Genomic DNA, 18550 nt, shown 5'->3' with positions numbered 1-18550 from the left:
AATTAAGGAAGAGGATCTCCCCGCGATTCAATCCGGGAACTTATTAAAAATCTCCCTCGCGAGAAGGATCAATGCTGGTCACCACCAAAGCCTTGACCGTATGGGAATCTATCCGGAAACGGTTATCCGTACGTTTTCCGACCACCCAGAGGATCTTCCCGGCAGCATCCGCCAGCACTAATTGCCGCTGCTTCTCAAAAAGATTGCATTTTAGATCCGTCAGGAAGTCACTTACCAGCCGGCTTCCCTGCATTCCGAAAGGGACAAACCGGTCACCGGGATGGCAAAGGCGGAGCGTCAAGGGGAATTCAACCTTCCCGGCATCCAGTGTGGCGGCATCACTGTCCTTGGATATTACAGGCCGGGCATAAGCGATCCGCAGTCTCCGGTCCGCCAGCACATAAGTCCCCGGCTCAGGGATCCGCAGGTCCTTCAGGGGTTGTCCAGGCAGGGGCTGGATCACGATCTTACCTCTGTCCAGTAAGAGCTCATGGGTTTTCGAGCGCCACACCTTCCCGGACTTGTCCAAGGATTCATAGATCTCCTCGGCCTGGAAGCCGCTGAAGCCATAAAGGTAAATCATCGTGTAGAGCAGCAACTCAGGAGAAGGGAATGCCCGGATGCTCTGTACGGTGATCACGGCAGAGGCATCCTTGATCGTCTCATCCCCCGTCTCCTGGGGCAGATAGAGTTCGATGCCTGACTTCAAGGAGATATAATTGTTGATATAATGTTCCAGCGCATGCACGGCCATTCCCGCATACCGGGCCGTCCTGGCCACGTTCTCCTTAACGGCAGGATTGATCTTTTCCAGCGCAGGGATAATATCCAGGCGCATCCGGTTACGTGTTACGTCATCAATGAGGTTCGTGCTGTCGATGACAAAGTCCTGGCCGATGGAGCTGAGGTACTGCTCGATGTCAGAACGGCTCACGCCAAGGAGAGGACGGATCAGATAGCCCTGTTGTGGAAGAATGCCTTCCAGGCCCTTCAGTCCCGTTCCCCGCAGGAGGTTCATCAGCACCGTCTCCACGGAATCATCCTGGTGGTGAGCGACGCAGATGCCCGCAGCTCCGATGGCCTGTCTCAGTTTTTCAAAATACGGATAGCGGAGTTCGCGGGCGGCCATCTCGATGCTCACCCTGTGCAGGGCAGCATAAGTACGGGTATCAAAATGCGTCACGTGAAAGGGGACATGAAAGGACTGACAAAGGTGGCGGCAAAAGGCCTCATCCCTGTCCGACTCGTCACCCCGGAGGCGGAAATTACAATGTACCGCCTCGATCTGATAGTCCAGATCTGCCAGCACCCTCAGCAAAGCGACACTGTCCGGTCCTCCGGACAGAGCCACAAGGTATAACCGCCCTTTCTCCATCAAATGCTGATGAGCAATAAAACGGGCAATGCTCTTATCAAACTCCCTGCGATCCAATATCAGTCCTCCTGTAAACCCTGTTCTCTCAAAAACCTCTCCGCCCTTTTCAGGTCTTCCGCCGTGTCTATTCCGACCGTATCCACCTCCGTCATTCCGACCTTGATATGATAGCCGTTTTCCAGCCACCGGAGTTGTTCCAGGCTCTCCGCCTTTTCCAGTCGTCCCTGTGGCAGCCGCGTGATCTCCTTGAGGACCTGCCGCCGGTAGGCATAAATGCCCAGATGCTTCAAGAAAGGATAATCCTCCAGCCATTCAGCCCTCTTCTTATTCCGGATAAAAGGTATAACGCTGCGGGAAAAATACAAGGCAAAACCGTTACGGTCGAGGACGATCTTCGGAGAATTCGGATTCTCCACCGCATCCATGGAGGTGAACCGCTTCCCTAAGGTAGCGATCTCCGTGGCCGGGTCATCAAAGCACCGGCAGACCGCTTCGATCTGACTCTGCCGGATAAAAGGCTCATCCCCCTGGATGTTGACGATCACCTCCCAGTCGCCGCCGATCTTTTCCATCGCCTCCTCCACGCGATCCGTGCCCGTCTGGTGGTCCGCCCTTGTCATGACGACCTTTCCGCCGAAGGCCTGGACGGCCTGGCTGATGAGGATATTGTCCGTAGCCACATAGACACACGGCAATGATTTTGCCACCTGCTCATAGACCCGCTGGATAACGGTCTTGCCCCCCAGGACGGCCAGGGGTTTACCCGGAAAACGGGTAGAGGCATACCGTGCCGGAATAATTCCTAAAAATTTCATCATCTGTTTAGTGACTTAAATGCTCCATGATCATCGTCCGGTTATTCCACATACAGGACAAATCCTTTCAGGTACTCGCCTTCAGGATGATAGATATTGATAGGATGGTCAGCCGGCTGATGCAACTGGTGCAGGATGCGGACACGGCGGTGTGCCTGCGCTGCCGCCGTGAACACAGCGGCCCGGAACTGGTCCTTGTTCACGGCCTGGGAACAACTGAAAGTAAAGAGGATCCCGCCCGGTTCTATCCGCTGAAATCCTTTGAGATTTAACCGGATATATCCTTTGAGGGCATTGTGCAGCGCCGAGCGGTGCTTGGCAAATGCCGGGGGATCAAGGATGATGAGGTCATACTTTTCATCATGCCCTTCCAGAAATTTAAAGGCATCTTCATTGAAGGCCTCATGTCGCTGGTCACCCGGGAAATTCATTTCAACATTCGACCTGGCCAACTCGATAGCCTTGGCCGAGCTGTCCACGGAGTGGACGAGTTTAGCCCCGCCCCTCATGGCATAGACGGAAAAGCCTCCGGTGTAGCAGAACATATTCAGGACGGACCGTCCACGGGAATATTTCTCCAGCAAGGAACGGTTATCCCGCTGGTCGATGAAGAAACCGGTCTTCTGGCCCTTCAGCCAGTCGATATGAAACTTCAGGCCATTTTCTATGGCTACATTATCTGCATTGCCGCCGGAGAGGAATCCGCTCTCCTCTTCATACTTGTCACGCAAGGGCAGCGTAGCCTCACTCTTGTAAAAGACGTTCTCAATGCGGGAGCCCATCACCTCGAGTAAGATCCTGCAAATCGTCTTCCGGCAACGGTGCATGCCCACCGAATGAGCCTGCATCACTGCCGTCTTGCCATAGCAGTCGATAATCAGTCCGGGCAGGTTGTCGCCCTCGCCGTGAACGAGACGGAACGTGTTCCCCCGGGGATTGTCGGCGATGCCGATGGCTACCCGCATCTTCAAGGCGGATTCAAGCCTTGAGCGCCAGAATTCATCATCTATCGGACGGTCTTCAAAACGGAGGACACGGACGGCGATACTCCCCGACTGATAATGTCCCAGGGCGATGAAAGTGCCCTCGCTGGTGAGCACTCTTACGACATCCCCCTCCTCAATGCCTGCATCCTTATGACTGATTGCTCCTGAAAATATCCACGGGTGAAAGCGCTTCAGACTCTCATCCTTACCTTTTTTCAGATATACTTGCTTATACTCTTCCATATCAAATTTCTTTCGTCAAATGTACGGAGACAGAAGTTTCTCCCGCTGTTGATGCACTCGTCTGCTCCAACGTCACCGGGGAAACGGGAACGACCGGATCAGGGACCTTAACCAACTTATAATCATGTGTCTTCATCAGCCTTTCCATCTCCTCATACAGGTTGATGCAGGTCCACGCATCGGTAGCCGCATACATCTTCTGGGCATCTTTCAACTGATCGGCGGCCCAGTTGGTAAGCCTTTGCGACTTGCTGATCTTCTGGTGAAAGATGTTGGCATAAAGTTTCTGAAGACTTTTGTCCTCTATGCCCAATTCCGGCGCAATATTCTGCAGATCGATGAAATAGCCAGGCTTAAACTTCTCCCTGCGCTGCAGACTCAAGATGTCATCATGCCAGGAAAGGCCGACCTTCGGGACGCTGGTATCTTCCAGGAACCTGATAATTGCAGGAGTCATCCCCGTCATGTTCAGGCGGAAGAGGAAGCAGGTATCATGGGTTGAAACTTGCAAGAGAGAGACCTTATAGCTTTGTCCCTGCTTGAACACGGGTTTTGTCTCTGTATCAACTCCCAGAAGATCACTATCCAATAAATAATCGACGGCTGTATCAATATCAGCCTCAGTAAAGATAGTAATGATCCGTCCCGGGAAACTGACCTTCGGCAAAGTACCTATGGCATGTTTATCAAATTTACTATATATAATTTTCTTCATCATCGAATCTTACAATTTGCAAATTTAGAAAAAAGTTATGAATTTGTAACTGCCTTTAGAAGTTTTTCTTTATTTTTGCAACTAAATAAAAAGAGAAGCATTTTAAAATGGCACAGAAAAAAGCTGAACCAAAATCGGGGAAAACGATCAGGAAAACCAGAAAGCAAAATAAATACACAGATCACTATAAAGTGGACTTTTTCTTGGGGCTCATCCTCTTTTTCTTTGCGGTATATATCATCATTGCCATGGTATCATACCTTCTTACAGGGACAGAAGACCAGAGCATCCTGGAGAATATGCGCTCAGGGGAATGGATGAATCCCAATCACGAGTTTGTCAATTATTGCGGTTCTCTTGGAGCAATCCTCTCCTATTTTCTGATTACTGAGAATTTCGGTTTCCCTGCATTTCTGATTCCTCTTTTCCTGATATTGGTAGGATTCCAGTTGATAAGGGCTTATCATCTCCGCCTGTGGCAATGGTTTTTCGGGATGGCCTTCACGATGATCTGGTGCTCTGTGACCTTCGCCAAGTTTCTCACGCCGGTCATGGGGAGCCTTTTTTTCAACCCCGGCGGGGAACACGGGCTATTCTGTGTCCAGAAATTAGAGGGAATGGTGGGTCCTCCCGGACTGACCGTTATCCTGATCGTCACCGCCATTGCCTTCCTGACCTACCTGACCACGGAGACCATCACCGTGGTCGTAAAGATCCTCCATCCTTCCAAATACCTGAAAGTTCCTTTTTCCATCACCAATGGGCTGAAAGCCAATCCGGCCGAAGAGGAGGAGCTCTCTGACCAGAACCTGTATGGAAAGGATGCAGAAGAAGATGGTGAGAGTGATCGCGATGGTGAGCCCTCCAATCCGGAAGGTGAGACCACGCTGAAGAATGGGGTCATCGACTTGAATGAAAAAGACCGGGAAGAAGAAAACGCTGCAGGATCTGCTATCCCCGCAACCCCTCCGGACCTGTCTGAAGACGCCGCGGGCACCGGTCTTCCGCCCTCTCCCCTGACCACCGGGACTCCCTCCTACCTTGCTTCCCAGCGGGCAGCACGACTGAAGGAAGAAGAGGAGGCAAGCAAAAATGTAGGGATGGAAATAGAGATCGCAAAAGAAGGTGACCGGGCCACAAAGAGAACCGTCAATAACGAAAACATTCTCAAGACCCCTATTAATCCCCGTGAACCTTTCACGAATTACAAGTATCCCACCCTTGACTTACTGAAGAAATACGGGGATGAGGAAAAGCCTTATATTGACGAACAGGAGCAGATCGCCAACAAGAACCGGATCTCGGAAGTGCTCCACAACTTCGGTGTTGAAATCCGGTCGATCAGGGCAACGGTAGGCCCGACCATTACCCTCTATGAGATCCAGCCTGCCGAAGGAGTGCGCATCTCGAAGATCAAGAACCTGGAAGATGACATTGCCTTGAGCCTTTCGGCACTGGGCATCCGTATCATTGCCCCTATACCGGGGAAGGGCACCATCGGCATTGAGGTCCCTAATGCCAAGCCGAATATCGTTTCGATGGAGAGCATCCTGAATTCCAGGAAGTTCCAGGAGACAAAGATGGAGCTCCCCCTGGCCTTAGGCAAGACCATCACCAATGATGTGTTCATGGTCGACCTGGCCAAGATCCCTCACCTCCTCGTGGCAGGGGCTACGGGCCAGGGGAAATCGGTAGGCCTGAACGCCATGATCACCTCTCTGCTCTACAAAAAGCACCCCAACGAGTTGAAATTTGTCCTTGTGGATCCTAAAAAGGTGGAGTTCTCCGTCTATACGAAGATCGCCAAGCACTTCATGGCTGTCGTGGACGAAGAGGATGAACCGATCATCACGGATGTCACGAAAGTCGTCAGGACCCTCAACTCGCTCTGCAAATTGATGGATCACCGTTATGATCTGTTGAAAATGGCGGGGGCAAGGAATATCAAGGAGTACAACACAAAATTCGTGAACCATAGACTGGACCTGACGAAGGGCCACCAGTACATGCCTTACATCGTAGTCGTCATCGATGAGTTTGGCGACCTGATCATGACGGCAGGCAAAGAGATCGAACTTCCTATCGCCCGTATCGCACAGTTGGCCAGGGCGGTAGGCATCCACATGATCATTGCTACCCAAAGGCCCACGACGAACATCATCACCGGTAATATCAAGGCCAATTTCCCGGGGCGGATAGCGTTCAAGGTCGCTGCTGCCGTCGACTCCAAGACGATCCTGGACAGAAGTGGGGCGAATCAGTTGATCGGCCGCGGGGATATGCTCTACGTCAACGGCAACGAGCCGGTCAGGGTGCAGTGTGCCTTCGTGGACACTCCGGAGATAGAGCGCATCAACGATTATATCGCCTCCCAGCCCGGCCCCGTGGAGCCCATGGAACTGCCGGAGCCGGACGACAAGAACGAGGCTGATGACAGCAGTCTCAAGACCCGTTCCCTGGATCCTTATTTCGAAGAAGCCGCACATACCATCGTCCTGTCCCAGACAGGAAGCACGAGCATGATCCAGCGCCGCTTTTCTATCGGCTATAACCGTGCCGGACGACTGATGGACCAACTCGAGGCTGCCGGCATCGTGGGAACGGCACAGGGCAGCAAGCCGCGTGAGGTACTCGTACAGGATGAGAACCAACTGAACACGATTCTCGCCCAGATCAGGGGATGAACGGCTTCAGATAAAAGGGGCAACATCACCCGCCCCCACCAAAGGTTAGGATAAGGAAATCAAACATCTTAAGAATATGAAAAAGCTCTCTTTTTTATTTTTTTTCTTCCTGTTCGCCTGCACCATGCAAGCCCAGACAGCCACCCAGGTCCTGGACCGGTGTGCTTCTGTCATCGGACGTAAGAGTGGTGCCAGCGCATCGTTCAGGATGTCTTCGGCCAAGTACGGCTCCACTGACGGGACCATTGCCATCAAAGGTGACAAGTTCCGCGCCACCACCCCTCAGGCGATCGTCTGGTATAACGGGAAGACACAATGGAGCTACATGAAAAGGACGCGTGAAGTGAACATCAGCAACCCTACCCAGGCGGAGCAGATGTCCATGAATCCCTATACTTTCATCCATATCTACAAGACAGGGTACCGCACCTCTCTCCGGAGATCGGGAGCGGACTATATCGTCCACCTCACTGCCGTGAACAAGAAGCGGACCATTCAGGAACTCTACCTGACGATCAGCCGGTCCAGCTATATCCCCAGCAGGGTACGCATGAGACAAGGGAAAGTATGGAGCACGATCACGGTAAGTCACTTCAGGGGAAAGGACCTGCCTGACGCTATATTCACCTTCAGGTCCAAGGATTATCCTCAGGCTGAAGTCATCGATTTACGCTGACGCCTACCGGCAGATCCATCCCAGACAGTACGGCTCCGTCCCTGAGGGGTGGAGGGGTGCCGCTGGTGCCGGTCATTCCCCCTTCGACTGCCCTGCATGAATCCATTATCCTGAATGCAAAAGACCAACATAAACAGAAGACTTTCCATTTATAAAGAACTCCTCCACCACCGCCAACTGGCCGAGAAGCGGAGTTTGTTCCATGGAAAGAACCAGGCAGCAAAAATAGCACTGGCTATTGTGGGGATCATCATCTTCATCTATCTTATCTTCCTCGCTGTTTCGCTGGCGTTAGCCGTATCGAAAGATCCGGGCCTTTCTCCTGCGGGGACCTTGTTCAGCCTTGCCCCCTTCCTTCTTACGGTCGACTTCCTCCTGCGTTTTGCTCTCCAGCAGACCCCCGCGCAGATGATCAGGCCTTACAGTCTTCTTCCTCTCCCTCGTCACGCCTGCATAGAGAGTTTCCTGCTCTCCAATCTGCTGAGTGCAGGCAACTTTGTCTGGCAGGCCATGATTATCCCCTATACACTGATGGCCATCCTGCCACGTGAAGGCATACTCATGGCAGCAGGAACGGTCTTGGCCTATCAGTTTATCATCTGGCTGTCCAGTCAATTCTACCTTCTGGTCAGGACACGGATGGAGGACTCCCTCCTCTGGCTGCTTCTCCCCCTGGTCCTGATTGCCGTCCTGATGCTGCCCGCCTATGCGGGGACAGGACGGGGATGGGAGCAGTATCTTACCTTCTATTCGTTGATCGGCAATCATCTCGCCAGACTGAACGGACTGTACTGGCTGGGGCTGATCGCCGGTTTTGTGCTCCTCTTCTTCCTCAACCGGAAAGAACAGGAGAGCCACGTGATGAAAGAATTATCCCGGCAGGACACGGGATCCCCCCATAAGGCAAGAAAATATCAATTCCTCGATCGTTTCGGGATGGCCGGGACAGCCATCCAGTTAGAGTTTAAATTGATCTTCCGCAATAAAAATCCCCGGAAGACCTTCTATTCCGTCATCTTCTATATCCTGCTTAATTTTATCTTATACCTGAGTACCGGCCTGGCAGGGAAAAGCGGCACCCTTAACTGGAATGCGAATTTCTGGTGCTTTATCTGCTTCATCATCCCGGGAAGCATACTGTCCTCCCGTCTGATGGGCTATGAAGGCAACTATATCGATTTCTACATGGTACACAAGAACAACCTGTACCAGTTGCTGCTCACCAAATATTACTGTTATGGCTGTCTGCTCTGCCTATCCGTAGCTGTTTCACTCATCGCCCTTCTTATGGGCAGGTGGAGTCTGCTGATGATCATTGCCTATACCCTCTACACCGCAGGTCCCAACAACCTCATGATCCTGCATGCTGCCATCCTCAATGACCAGACCATACCACTGAACACCAGGCTCACCAGCCGGACGAGCAACAGCTACAACTATGTCATCCTCCTGTTCCAGTTGGGTGCCATACTCATGCCCGTCATCATCCTTGCCCTCTTCAATGCACTTTTCAACCCCGCGACGGCTTACTGGGCACTCCTTCTCTTCAGCATCCCTTTTATTCTCAGCCACAAATGGTGGATCCGGCAAATCTGCAGGAAGATGATGAAGCGGAAATACGAGCACCTGGAGAACTTCAGGGCCTCCAGATAAAGTCAAGAGGGGTCTCACGCTTCACGGGAGAGAGACTATTCCCTTTGGAATTTCTGCAGTTCCTCATAGAGGCTCTGTACCGGCAGTCCCATCACATTATAGTAGCTGCCCTTCAATCCCTTGCAGCCAATATATCCGATCCATTCCTGTATGCCATAAGCACCCGCCTTGTCATAAGGGGAATAACGGGTGATATAATAAGAGATCTCCTCCTCCGTCAAGACCTTGAAAGCCACTTCCGTGGACACGGAGAAATGACGCTGCTGCCGTAGTGTGGTCAGGCATACTCCTGTCACCACCTGATGCTGCCTGCCGCTGAGCCGGTGAAGCATCGCCCGGGCCTCATCAGCATCCCTGGGTTTGCCCATGACCGTCCCGTCGCAGATGACCACGGTATCGGCCGTGATCACCAGGTCCTCAGCACTGATCATTTCCAGGTAGGCCGCCGCCTTTTCTACAGCAATATATTCCGGGACTCTCACCGCCTCCAGCTGACTGGGATAATTTTCCTTGACACCGGGGATGACACGGACTTCAAAAGGGAGGTCCAGTCCGGCAAGGAGTTCTTTTCTCCGCGGGGATCCGCTCGCTAATATGAGATGATATTTAAAAGGTTGCATCTGTTTCATTTCTTCATTTTCTTAAAGTTTCCTTACGGCTCCTCACCAGCCAAAGGCTTTCTCGTCCCTCATCCACTTGCCCTGGGCACGCAGGACCTGTTCCAGGACCTCCCTGCCACATCCGTCCCCGCCCTCACGGGAACAGATATAAGTAGAGATCTCCTTGATCTCCGGCGCAGCATCGTGAGGGCAGCAAGCACACCCACAGCAGCGCATTACCTCATAGTCTGGCAGGTCATCGCCCATATAGAGCACCTCTTCATCCCGGAGGTGGTATCTTGTCAGGAGGGATTTGTACTCCTGGATCTTCACAGACGCATTCATGATCACGTCCTGCACGCCGAGGCGCTCATACCGGAGCCGGACAGCCGTCGTGTTCCCTCCCGTAAGGATCGCCTCGCGCAGTCCCATCTTCACTGCGAGTTGAATGGCATAGCCATCCCTGATGTTCACGGTCCGCAACGGTTCCCCGTCACCGGCCATCACGATGGTCTGCCGGGACAGCACGCCATCCACGTCAAAAACCACCATCTTTATTTTCTTCAAATCATAATTGATCATGGTCTCTGCTTTTTTATGTCCATACGATGGATGCTTAAAGACATCCGTTCATAAATATCCTTGAGCAGAGGATCCCCCTTGAGCAATGCAGCCTGGGCCCTGATCACGTTCTCGTCAAAGCGCACGGCAGGCCCTGTCTGAGCCTCAGAGGGGGTCAGTTGGTGAACTTTCCGTGCGGTCTCATCAATCAAAGGCAGCATGACATCAAAAGGGATATGATGTGAGGAAAGGATTTCCGAGGACACCGCATAACAATGGTTGACAAAATTACAGGCAAAGACGGAAGCCAGATGCAGGTATTTACGATCCTGGGAGGAAAGTTCATAGACGCGGCCGGACACCGACTCTCCAAGTGTCCGCAGGACCTGAAGGGTCAACTGATCATTACTTTCTATGAAAATCGGAATCTCGGAAAAGGAGACATCCCTGTTTTTTGAAAAGGTCTGCATAGGATAAAACACGCCATAATGCAGGGCCATCCCCTGAAAAATGGTCAAGGGCATCGAACCGGCAGTATGCACGAACACTCTCCCCTCACGGCCCTTGCACAAGGAGGGGATCAGATCACCTAACACGCTGTCCTTCACCGCCAGGATGTAAATATCTGCATCCCTGCGGACCTCTCCCAGATCGGTCGTCGGCGCCCCGCCGGCTAGGGTGGCCAGTGTGGAGGCAGACTCCATCGTCCGACTGTAGACCTGTACTATATCATGCCCTGCCTTCAGCAAGGCCTTAGCTAACTGTGTTGCGAGATTACCCGCACCAATAAATATTATCTTCATATTATCTGCAAAGATACTGATTTAAAGCAGAACACATTGACCATAAACTCATTTTTATTAATCTTTAGCTTATGGGTGCATACGGGGCCGCCCCCTGCCGAAAACACAAAAAGATCCCTCACACAGGAAATATGCGCCTGCATACGGATTTACAGAATATATTTTTCCGTCAATCCTGATCCTTGTTCTCTTTTTTTTTATATCTTTGCATCAAGCGAAAGACCAATGAAAGGTATCCATATCAGAATTATTCAGAAAAGTGACCAACTGCCCGGAATGAAGGCAGACAACTTTTTTCATAGTCCCGAGTTATTCCGCATTACGGAACAGACCCCGAGGACAACTCCCTATATGGTTGTCGCTGAAGATGAAAGTGGAAAATGCATCGCTCACCTGCTGGCAATGATCCGCAGGCGGGGTACCCTGATCCCACCTTTCCTGTATGCCAACGGCCGCGTTTACGGCCAGGGAGAATATGATGATTCCGTACAGAATCCGGAAGAAATCTTCAGGATGATGCTGGAAGCCATCACGCAGAAGCTCCGGCGCCATCTGTGCTTCTACATCGAGTTCTCCGAAGTGCGTCCGAAGATGTTCGGCTATCGGATGTTCCGGCAGTGCCATTACTTCCCCGTCCACTGGCAGGAAGTGCACAACTCTCTCCACAGCAGGAATCCGGAGGAACGGCTTTCGAAGAAAACCCGTCAGCGCATCAAGAAAGCCTATGCGCAGGGGGTTGAGACCCGCACGGTACAATCCGTCGAAGAAGTACACCTTTTCTACAAACTCCTCAAAGGGTTCTACCGCATCAAGCTCCGCCGCCTGATTCCTCCCGAGAAGCAATTCCTGGAACTGAACCATTATGAGAAGGCACAGATATTTGTGACCCTCTACCATGGCAGGATGATCGGCGGGAGTGCCTGTGTCTATTCAGAAGGAAATGCTTACCTGTGGTACCTGGCTTCTAAACGGAAGTCCTATCCCACCCTTCACCCGAATACGATGACAATATGGTATGCCATCAAGTATGCCTATGAACACCATTATGCCCACATCTTCTTCATGGATGTAGGCCTGCCTTTTAAAAAGAATCCCTTCCTTGACTTCATATTGAAGTTTGGCGGCAAACCCGTCGCCCGTTACCGCTGGTTCCGGTTTTCCATTTCGTGGATCAACCGACTGCTCGGATGGTGGTTCAAAGAGTAGCGTGGAACAGCACATCCGTTATGCGCCTTCTGGCCACTTCAGGTTTCAAAGCCTCCTCCAGGGGGCAGTCAGGCGGATTGATACAGATCACCTGGGAAAAACCTGCATGGAGCAATTCTTTCAAGTCAGTGACCTGCCCTGCAATCAGCACGACAGAAACCGGATGAGACCGGGCATGACGGAGAATGCCCATGGGTAATTTCCCCATCAGTGTCTGGCGGTCTGCCTTCCCTTCTCCGGTAATCACGACATCTGCATCCCTGAAGAGATCATCGACCTTCAGGATATGGAACAATAAATCCGTCCCGTTCCTTCTCTCCGCGCCCAAATACTGCATAAAGGCATACCCCAGGCCACCGGCAGCGCCGGCACCCGGAAGGGCAGAATCATCATATCCATAATGACGTGCCGACAGGGTAGCGAAGGTCCTCGCACGCCGGTCCAGCAGGGCGACCATTTCCGGTGAAGCGCCCTTCTGAGGACCGAAGACTGCAGCCGCTCCCTGATCACCATACAAGGGATTGTCTACATCACACGCTAAGATGAATTTCAAGGGCCGGAGAGGAACGGCATCGAAACCTTTTCCGGGTGCAAAATGATCCACCAGTGCCTTCAGCATCCCCAGGCCGCAATCACTGGTAGCACTCCCTCCCAAACCGATGATCAGCGTGTCACAGCCCTTGTCTATCGCATGGCAGAGCAGTTGTCCTACTCCATAACTGGTCGCCACGAGAGGATTCCGCTTCTCCGGGGGGACTGCGGACAAACCAATGGCCTGCGCAACTTCTATGACCGCGGTCTTTCCGCTGATCCCGTATTCAGCCTCCGTCCTGCGCATCATCGCATCGAACACCCATACCTTTTCCTTCCGCCCTCCCAGGGCCGCAAGAAAGGCCTCCAGCATCCCTTCGCCGCCGTCACTCACCGGCACACTCCTGACCACGGCTTCCGGATCAGCTTTCCTGATCCCCTCACCCGCGGCCTGCTCCGCCTCGGAAGAGGTGAGACATCCCTTAAAGGAATCAATCATTAATAAATAATTCATTTTCCAATGCTTTTTCCAGAACGGTCTGCCCCAATGGGGTACAAACCCCACGGATAAAGACAAACACACAACTCCTGAAAACTTCCTTCATGCCGAATTTCTTGAAAAGCCGCTGCTCCTTGATCTTCTGCCTGCAGATGTTAGAGATCAAAATCACCAGGTTATAATCAATGTCTGACCTGAAATAGCCTTCCTTGACCCCCTTCTGAAAGAAACAATACGCATGAGACCGACTCGACTGGTGCTTCTGCCTCATATAGTTCAATACTCTCTCATATTCGTGAAGGTCAGTATAAAACACGGGATTGATATTCCCTGAATATTCCAGTAAGCAATGGGCAAATTCTACCAGAATATCAATGACACTATGCTCCTCAGACATAGAAAACTGGGTCATGTGTTCCAGGAATGCCTCCTCCCTCTCTTTGACACCGGCATAGAGAAGGCTTTCCTTGTCAGCATAAACCTCATAGAGCGTACGCTTGGAGATAGACATCATCTTAGCGATGTCATCCATTTTCACCGCACGTATTCCCTTTGAGAAAAATGCCTGCATGGCTACTTTCAAGATTTTATCTTTCAAATCGAGTCTATACGAAGACGCAACATTCATTTTAGAAGTAAGTTTAACTTTTTCGTGACAAAGATACAAAAAAAAACCAAAAACTTGTATAAGTTCGCAAGTTTTTCGTTATCTTTGCATTTAAGATCGCCTGACATCATGCCGATCCGAACAGTAAACAATGAAGTATAATAAATTACTAATCAACCAACATATTAATTATGGTAAAAATTTCTAAAGAGGCAGCCTTGGCTTATCATGCTGAAGGCCGTCCTGGAAAAATAGAAGTAAAGCCAACTAAACCTTATCGCACACAAAACGACTTGAGCCTTGCTTATTCGCCTGGGGTTGCTTATCCTTGTCTTGAGATTCAGAAGAATCCGGAAGACGTATACAAATATACGGACAAAGGAAATCTGGTAGCCGTCATCACTAACGGTACAGCAGTGTTAGGCCTCGGAGATATTGGCGCCATGAGCGGGAAACCGGTCATGGAGGGGAAAGGTCTTTTGTTTAAGATCTATGGAGGTATTGATGTCTTCGACATCGAGATCAACGAAAAGGATCCCGAGAAGTTCTGTGACACCGTGGAGCGTATCGCTCCTACTTTCGGAGGGATCAACCTTGAAGACATCAAGGCTCCCCAATGCTTCTACATTGAAGAGCGCCTGAAGAAGACGCTGGACATACCTGTCATGCACGATGACCAGCATGGTACGGCCATCATCTCTGCAGCAGGACTGAAAAATGCCCTCGAGGTAGCAGGCAAGAAGATCGACAAAGTGAAAATCGTCGTCAATGGCGCCGGCGCTGCGGCCATCAGTTGTACGAAACTGTACGTCGCCTTAGGTGCCCGGAAAGAAAATATCGTCATGCTCGACTCCAAGGGAGTCATCACCTCTGACCGCACCAACCTGACGGAACAGAAAAAACTCTTTGCTACCGACCGGCGGGATGTCCACACCCTGGCTGAAGCCATCAAGGATGCTGACGTCTTCGTAGGCCTCAGCAAAGGAAATGTGCTCACTCAGGACATGGTCCGCTCAATGGCCAAAAATCCTATCGTCTTCGCCCTTGCCAACCCTGTTCCGGAGATCTCCTACGAGGATGCCACCGCTTCCCGTCCTGACGTGCTGATGTCCACGGGGCGGAGTGATTATCCGAACCAGATCAACAATGTCATCGGGTTCCCCTATATCTTCCGCGGGGCCCTTGACGTTCAAGCCACGGCCATCAATGAAGAGATGAAACTGGCAGCGGTCAACGCCATTGCTAATCTGGCCAAGCAACCGGTTCCGGACATCGTCAATGATGTCTACCATGTCGTCGACCTCACCTTCGGCCGGAAATACTTTATCCCCAAGCCCATCGATCCACGGCTGATCACGGAGGTCAGTGCGGCCGTCGCCAAGGCTGCCATCGACAGTGGGGTGGCCCGCAAGACCATCACCGACTGGGATGCCTACAAGGAAAAACTGAAACAACTGGTGGGCCAGGAGACAAAGCTCACACAGACCCTTCACGCTACGGCCCGCCTGCATCCACAGCGTGTCGTCTTTGCAGAGGGCGGGCACCCTACCACGATGAAAGCTGCCGTCCAGGCAAAGCAGGAAGGCTTCTGCCAACCTATCCTCCTGGGGAACCAGGACCGCCTGAAACGTATCGCCAGCCGTCTGAAACTGGATCTGACGGGGATAGAAATCGTGGACATGAGAGCCGACAAAGAACAGGGACGGCGGGCTACATACGCCAAGCATCTGGCAGAAAAGCGGGCCCGCCAGGGATACACCTTCGAAGAGGCATACGACAAGATGTATGAACGTAACTATTTCGGAATGTCCATGGTGGAACAGGGGGATGCGGATGCTTTCATCACCGGCCTGTACACGAAATACAGCAATACCATCAAAGTGGCCAAGGAAGTGATCGGGGTACGGCAGCCTTACAAGACTTTCGGCACCATGCACATCCTGAGCACGAAAAAGGGGAAGTTCTACATCGCAGATACCCTGATCAACCGCCATCCGGACGAGAACGTCCTGGCAGACATTGCCCGGTTAAGCGCCCATACGGTACAGTTCTTCAATGACCAACCGGTCATCGCCATGCTGAGTTATTCTAATTTCGGAACGGACAGCATCGGATCTCCCGTCAAGGTCCACTCGGCTGTCAAGGAGATGCAGACGGAATATCCGGACCTGGCCATCGACGGCGAAATGCAACTCAACTTTGCCCTCAACAACAAACTGAGGGATGAGAAATTTCCTTTCTCCAAATTAAAGGGGAAAACCGTCAATACGCTTGTGTTCCCGAATCTGAGCAGCTCCAACTGCAGCTACAAACTCCTGCAGGGACTGGATCCGGACACGGAAATTATCGGCCCGATCCAGATGGGACTGAACAAGCCTATCCACTTTACTGATTTCGAGGCTTCTGTCAGTGATGTCGTAAATATCACGGCCGTAGCTGTCATCGATGCTTATGTCGAGAAAGTAAAGCAACAGAAGTAAGCAGACCCATACGAGCCCGCAGAAAGGGCATGATATTTTAGAAAAGGTTTCCTGTGCAAAACGGGAAACCTTTTTTCATACTATTCCCTGACTGTCAGCCTGATCCGATACCTCGTGCACCCAACTCATCCCTCAAGAAAGGTTAATAAATTTTCTTGTGCAGGCACACATAAAATTTCTTTAAAAATAATCATTTAAAAATTTTGATAGAAATAAAAAATAACTTATCTTTGCTACTGTTATCCTGAAAACAATCTTTTTACCTTAAAAAAACTAATACCTATTGAAGATTTGGAGCGGTTACCTGTGAAGGCCATCGCTTTTTTTATGCCCCGACCATTTGATCCGCTGCCCTCATCTCCAGGTCCCTCATGATGATCACGGATCAAGAATTAATCTTTAGAAAAATAATTTGATGTTTTTTTAAAATTATGAGTAAAAAATTTGGCAGTTATCAAAAAATGCCTTATCTTTGCTTCTGTTATCCTGAAAACAATCTTTTTACCTTAAAAAAACTAATACCTATTGAAGATTTGGAGCGGTCACCTGTGAAGGTCATCGCTTTTTTCATGCCCTGTCTGCACGGGGTTCTCCCTCTACCGTCATCCCCCTCCTCCGCATCCGGCAGGATTCACAGCCAACTCCCAGAGGCGGTTTCTCAGCCGACAGCCGTAGCGATGATATGCCGGCGCCCGCCATCATTACGAAACTCACAAAGATAAATGCCCTGCCACGTACCAAAGTTTAAACGGCCATGGGTGACCGGCACATTGATGCTGACGCCGGTCAGCACCGTCTTGGCATGAGCAGGCATATCATCATCACCTTCCAGGACATGCCTGTAATAAGGCTGCCGCTCTTTCACCAGGTGATCATATATCCGTTCCATGTCCGCCCTGACCTCCGGATCCCAGTTCTCGCAGACAGACAGGGCACAACTCGTATGTCTGATGAACAGATTGAGGAGTCCGGTCTCAGGCAATTGCGGGAGCTGACGGACGATCTCCTCCGTAATCAGATGGAATCCCCTGCTATACTCATTCAGTATAATTTCTTTTTGACTGATCATGCTATCCCTTACCTTACAAAAACCGTTCCACTTATTCAACTGACAACACGCCCGGCAGAATCCTTCCGTCATTCCGGGAAGACCACAGGCCAGGCAGAGGGCTAATAGCCCAGGTCCTCCCCCACCAGTAACACGATATGCCTCCCTGCGGGATGGGACATCCGCTGTATGGAGATATAATTGCAGATACTATCCTTCGACAGACAGTCATGGCAGACCCCGTCTTTCTGACAAGGTGTCGGACAATCAAAACGAGCCATATTGATGGGTGCCGCCACGCAGCGGGCCCTGCTGACAGCCGTTTCGAGGTCGCGGCATACCTTGTTGAGGCCCACCACGAAGAGGACATGTGCAGGTCCCCATGACAAGGCGGCCACCCGGTTTCCATTCCCATCGATGTTGACGATGATCCCATCCTCTGTCATCGCATTCACGCTCGACAGATAATAGTCACACTCGAAAGCCTTGCGATAGATCCTGACCTTGTCATCAGGATCCGTCACCTCATCGCGGTCATAAACCTTATAATTGCCGTTCTTCAGCATCCCCGTGACCCCTGTCGACCGAATGCTCATCGATCCTCCCCAGGTGATGCTGCTGCCTTCAGGAATCAATTCCTTCACACGCTGCAGCAGGGCCGCCGTATCGTTACAGAAACAAGCATCATAATGCCTTCGCTTCAGTGCTGAGACCAACTTTGCTGCCAGTCTCGCATTACGTGTAATCATTGCCTTATCCATCCTGTAAATATCTATCTATCTGTCTGTACTGGTCTCCCTGGGAAGCCGGGGGAAAGTCCAGAGCCCCCGGAGGTCCTCTGTGAGGCCACGGACCCTTTGCAGGTCGTGGTTATCCCTCCGCTCCAAGTATTTCCGGTTACATTCCGCCCCTCCCTCCGACCACAGCCGGCAGGAAACATTTAATCTCTGCAAAGATAGATATTATTTCCGACTCTGCCATGAATTTTACGAAATTTAGCTTAACTTTCCGACCGGAAAGGCCTTCCTCAAATAACCTGCCCACAGCATCCCTCACCGCAGCAATCCCC

General features: G+C 51.3%; 16 protein-coding genes. 5 read left to right on the top strand and 11 right to left on the bottom strand.

Translation table 11 applies throughout. The annotated features are described in order from the left end of the window. Positions 1–43: 43 nt before the first annotated feature. The 4 genes from tilS to ACYRYG_RS01860 are packed head-to-tail and all read right to left on the bottom strand — an operon-like array spanning position 44 to position 4134. On the bottom strand, positions 44–1375 hold the full coding sequence (gene tilS / locus ACYRYG_RS01875; RefSeq protein WP_460197481.1) for a tRNA lysidine(34) synthetase TilS: 1332 nt from the start codon (positions 1373–1375) through the stop codon (positions 44–46). 59 nt (positions 1376–1434) lie between these two features. Beyond that, entirely contained in the window at positions 1435–2190 is a 756-nt protein-coding gene (gene kdsB / locus ACYRYG_RS01870) for a 3-deoxy-manno-octulosonate cytidylyltransferase (protein ID WP_293416768.1), read from the bottom strand. Positions 2191–2231: 41 nt separating this feature from the next. Further along, positions 2232–3419 (bottom strand): class I SAM-dependent rRNA methyltransferase, encoded by a 1188-nt coding sequence (locus ACYRYG_RS01865; protein ID WP_293416732.1) that lies wholly within the window; start codon positions 3417–3419, stop codon positions 2232–2234. 1 nt (position 3420) lies between these two features. Further along, the gene (locus tag ACYRYG_RS01860) at positions 3421–4134 is read right to left on the bottom strand and encodes a 3'-5' exonuclease (RefSeq protein WP_293416771.1); all 714 of its coding nucleotides are present in this window, start codon (positions 4132–4134) and stop codon (positions 3421–3423) included. 107 nt (positions 4135–4241) lie between these two features. On the opposite strand from ACYRYG_RS01860, the gene ACYRYG_RS01855 reads away from it, so the two are divergent. The 3 genes from ACYRYG_RS01855 to ACYRYG_RS01845 all read left to right on the top strand — a co-directional run bounded on the left by ACYRYG_RS01855 (position 4242) and on the right by ACYRYG_RS01845 (position 9147). Continuing rightward, a complete protein-coding gene (locus ACYRYG_RS01855) occupies positions 4242–6818 on the top strand; it encodes an FtsK/SpoIIIE family DNA translocase (protein ID WP_293432184.1) in 2577 nt (858 codons plus the stop codon). Between the two features lie 76 nt (positions 6819–6894). Beyond that, on the top strand, positions 6895–7494 hold the full coding sequence (gene lolA1, locus ACYRYG_RS01850) for an outer membrane lipoprotein periplasmic chaperone LolA1 (protein ID WP_293416738.1): 600 nt from the start codon (positions 6895–6897) through the stop codon (positions 7492–7494). Positions 7495–7608: 114 nt separating this feature from the next. Beyond that, positions 7609–9147: a DUF5687 family protein gene (locus ACYRYG_RS01845; RefSeq protein ID WP_293416741.1), complete on the top strand. Its 1539-nt coding sequence runs from the start codon at positions 7609–7611 to the stop codon at positions 9145–9147. A gap of 35 nt (positions 9148–9182) precedes the next feature. On the opposite strand, the gene ACYRYG_RS01840 is transcribed toward ACYRYG_RS01845, so the two are convergent. Genes ACYRYG_RS01840 through ACYRYG_RS01830 form a run of 3 tightly spaced genes read right to left on the bottom strand, consistent with a single transcriptional unit; the run spans position 9183 to position 11110 of the window. Next, positions 9183–9776, bottom strand: a complete 594-nt coding sequence (locus ACYRYG_RS01840; RefSeq protein WP_293416744.1) for a Maf-like protein — start codon at positions 9774–9776, stop codon at positions 9183–9185. 33 nt (positions 9777–9809) lie between these two features. Next, positions 9810–10328, bottom strand: coding sequence for a KdsC family phosphatase (locus tag ACYRYG_RS01835; protein WP_293416747.1), 519 nt, complete (start codon positions 10326–10328; stop codon positions 9810–9812). After that, the gene (locus ACYRYG_RS01830) at positions 10325–11110 is read right to left on the bottom strand and encodes a Rossmann-like and DUF2520 domain-containing protein (RefSeq protein ID WP_293416750.1); all 786 of its coding nucleotides are present in this window, start codon (positions 11108–11110) and stop codon (positions 10325–10327) included. The genes ACYRYG_RS01835 and ACYRYG_RS01830 overlap by 4 nt, the downstream gene beginning before the upstream one ends. A gap of 225 nt (positions 11111–11335) precedes the next feature. Between ACYRYG_RS01830 and ACYRYG_RS01825 the strand changes: the two genes are divergently transcribed. Continuing rightward, entirely contained in the window at positions 11336–12316 is a 981-nt protein-coding gene (locus ACYRYG_RS01825) for a GNAT family N-acetyltransferase (protein WP_293416753.1), read from the top strand. On the opposite strand, the gene ACYRYG_RS01820 is transcribed toward ACYRYG_RS01825, so the two are convergent. Beyond that, positions 12306–13361 (bottom strand): glycerate kinase family protein, encoded by a 1056-nt coding sequence (locus tag ACYRYG_RS01820; protein WP_293422482.1) that lies wholly within the window; start codon positions 13359–13361, stop codon positions 12306–12308. The genes ACYRYG_RS01825 and ACYRYG_RS01820 overlap by 11 nt on opposite strands. Continuing rightward, a complete protein-coding gene (locus tag ACYRYG_RS01815) occupies positions 13339–13944 on the bottom strand; it encodes a TetR/AcrR family transcriptional regulator (protein ID WP_460197445.1) in 606 nt (201 codons plus the stop codon). The genes ACYRYG_RS01820 and ACYRYG_RS01815 overlap by 23 nt, the downstream gene beginning before the upstream one ends. Positions 13945–14144: 200 nt before the next feature. Here ACYRYG_RS01815 and ACYRYG_RS01810 point away from each other — a divergent pair, with 200 nt between their 5' ends. After that, positions 14145–16433 (top strand): NADP-dependent malic enzyme, encoded by a 2289-nt coding sequence (locus ACYRYG_RS01810; RefSeq protein ID WP_460197444.1) that lies wholly within the window; start codon positions 14145–14147, stop codon positions 16431–16433. 658 nt (positions 16434–17091) lie between these two features. Here the strand turns inward: ACYRYG_RS01810 and ACYRYG_RS01805 are convergent. Next, positions 17092–17502, bottom strand: coding sequence for a secondary thiamine-phosphate synthase enzyme YjbQ (locus tag ACYRYG_RS01805; protein WP_293422472.1), 411 nt, complete (start codon positions 17500–17502; stop codon positions 17092–17094). A 101-nt stretch (positions 17503–17603) separates the two neighbouring features. Next, a complete protein-coding gene (locus ACYRYG_RS01800) occupies positions 17604–18242 on the bottom strand; it encodes a lactate utilization protein (protein ID WP_294075466.1) in 639 nt (212 codons plus the stop codon). Positions 18243–18550: the final 308 nt, after the last annotated feature.

It is taken from the genome of Segatella asaccharophila, from assembly GCF_054687055.1.
This window is presented reverse-complemented; position numbering and strand designations above follow the sequence as displayed.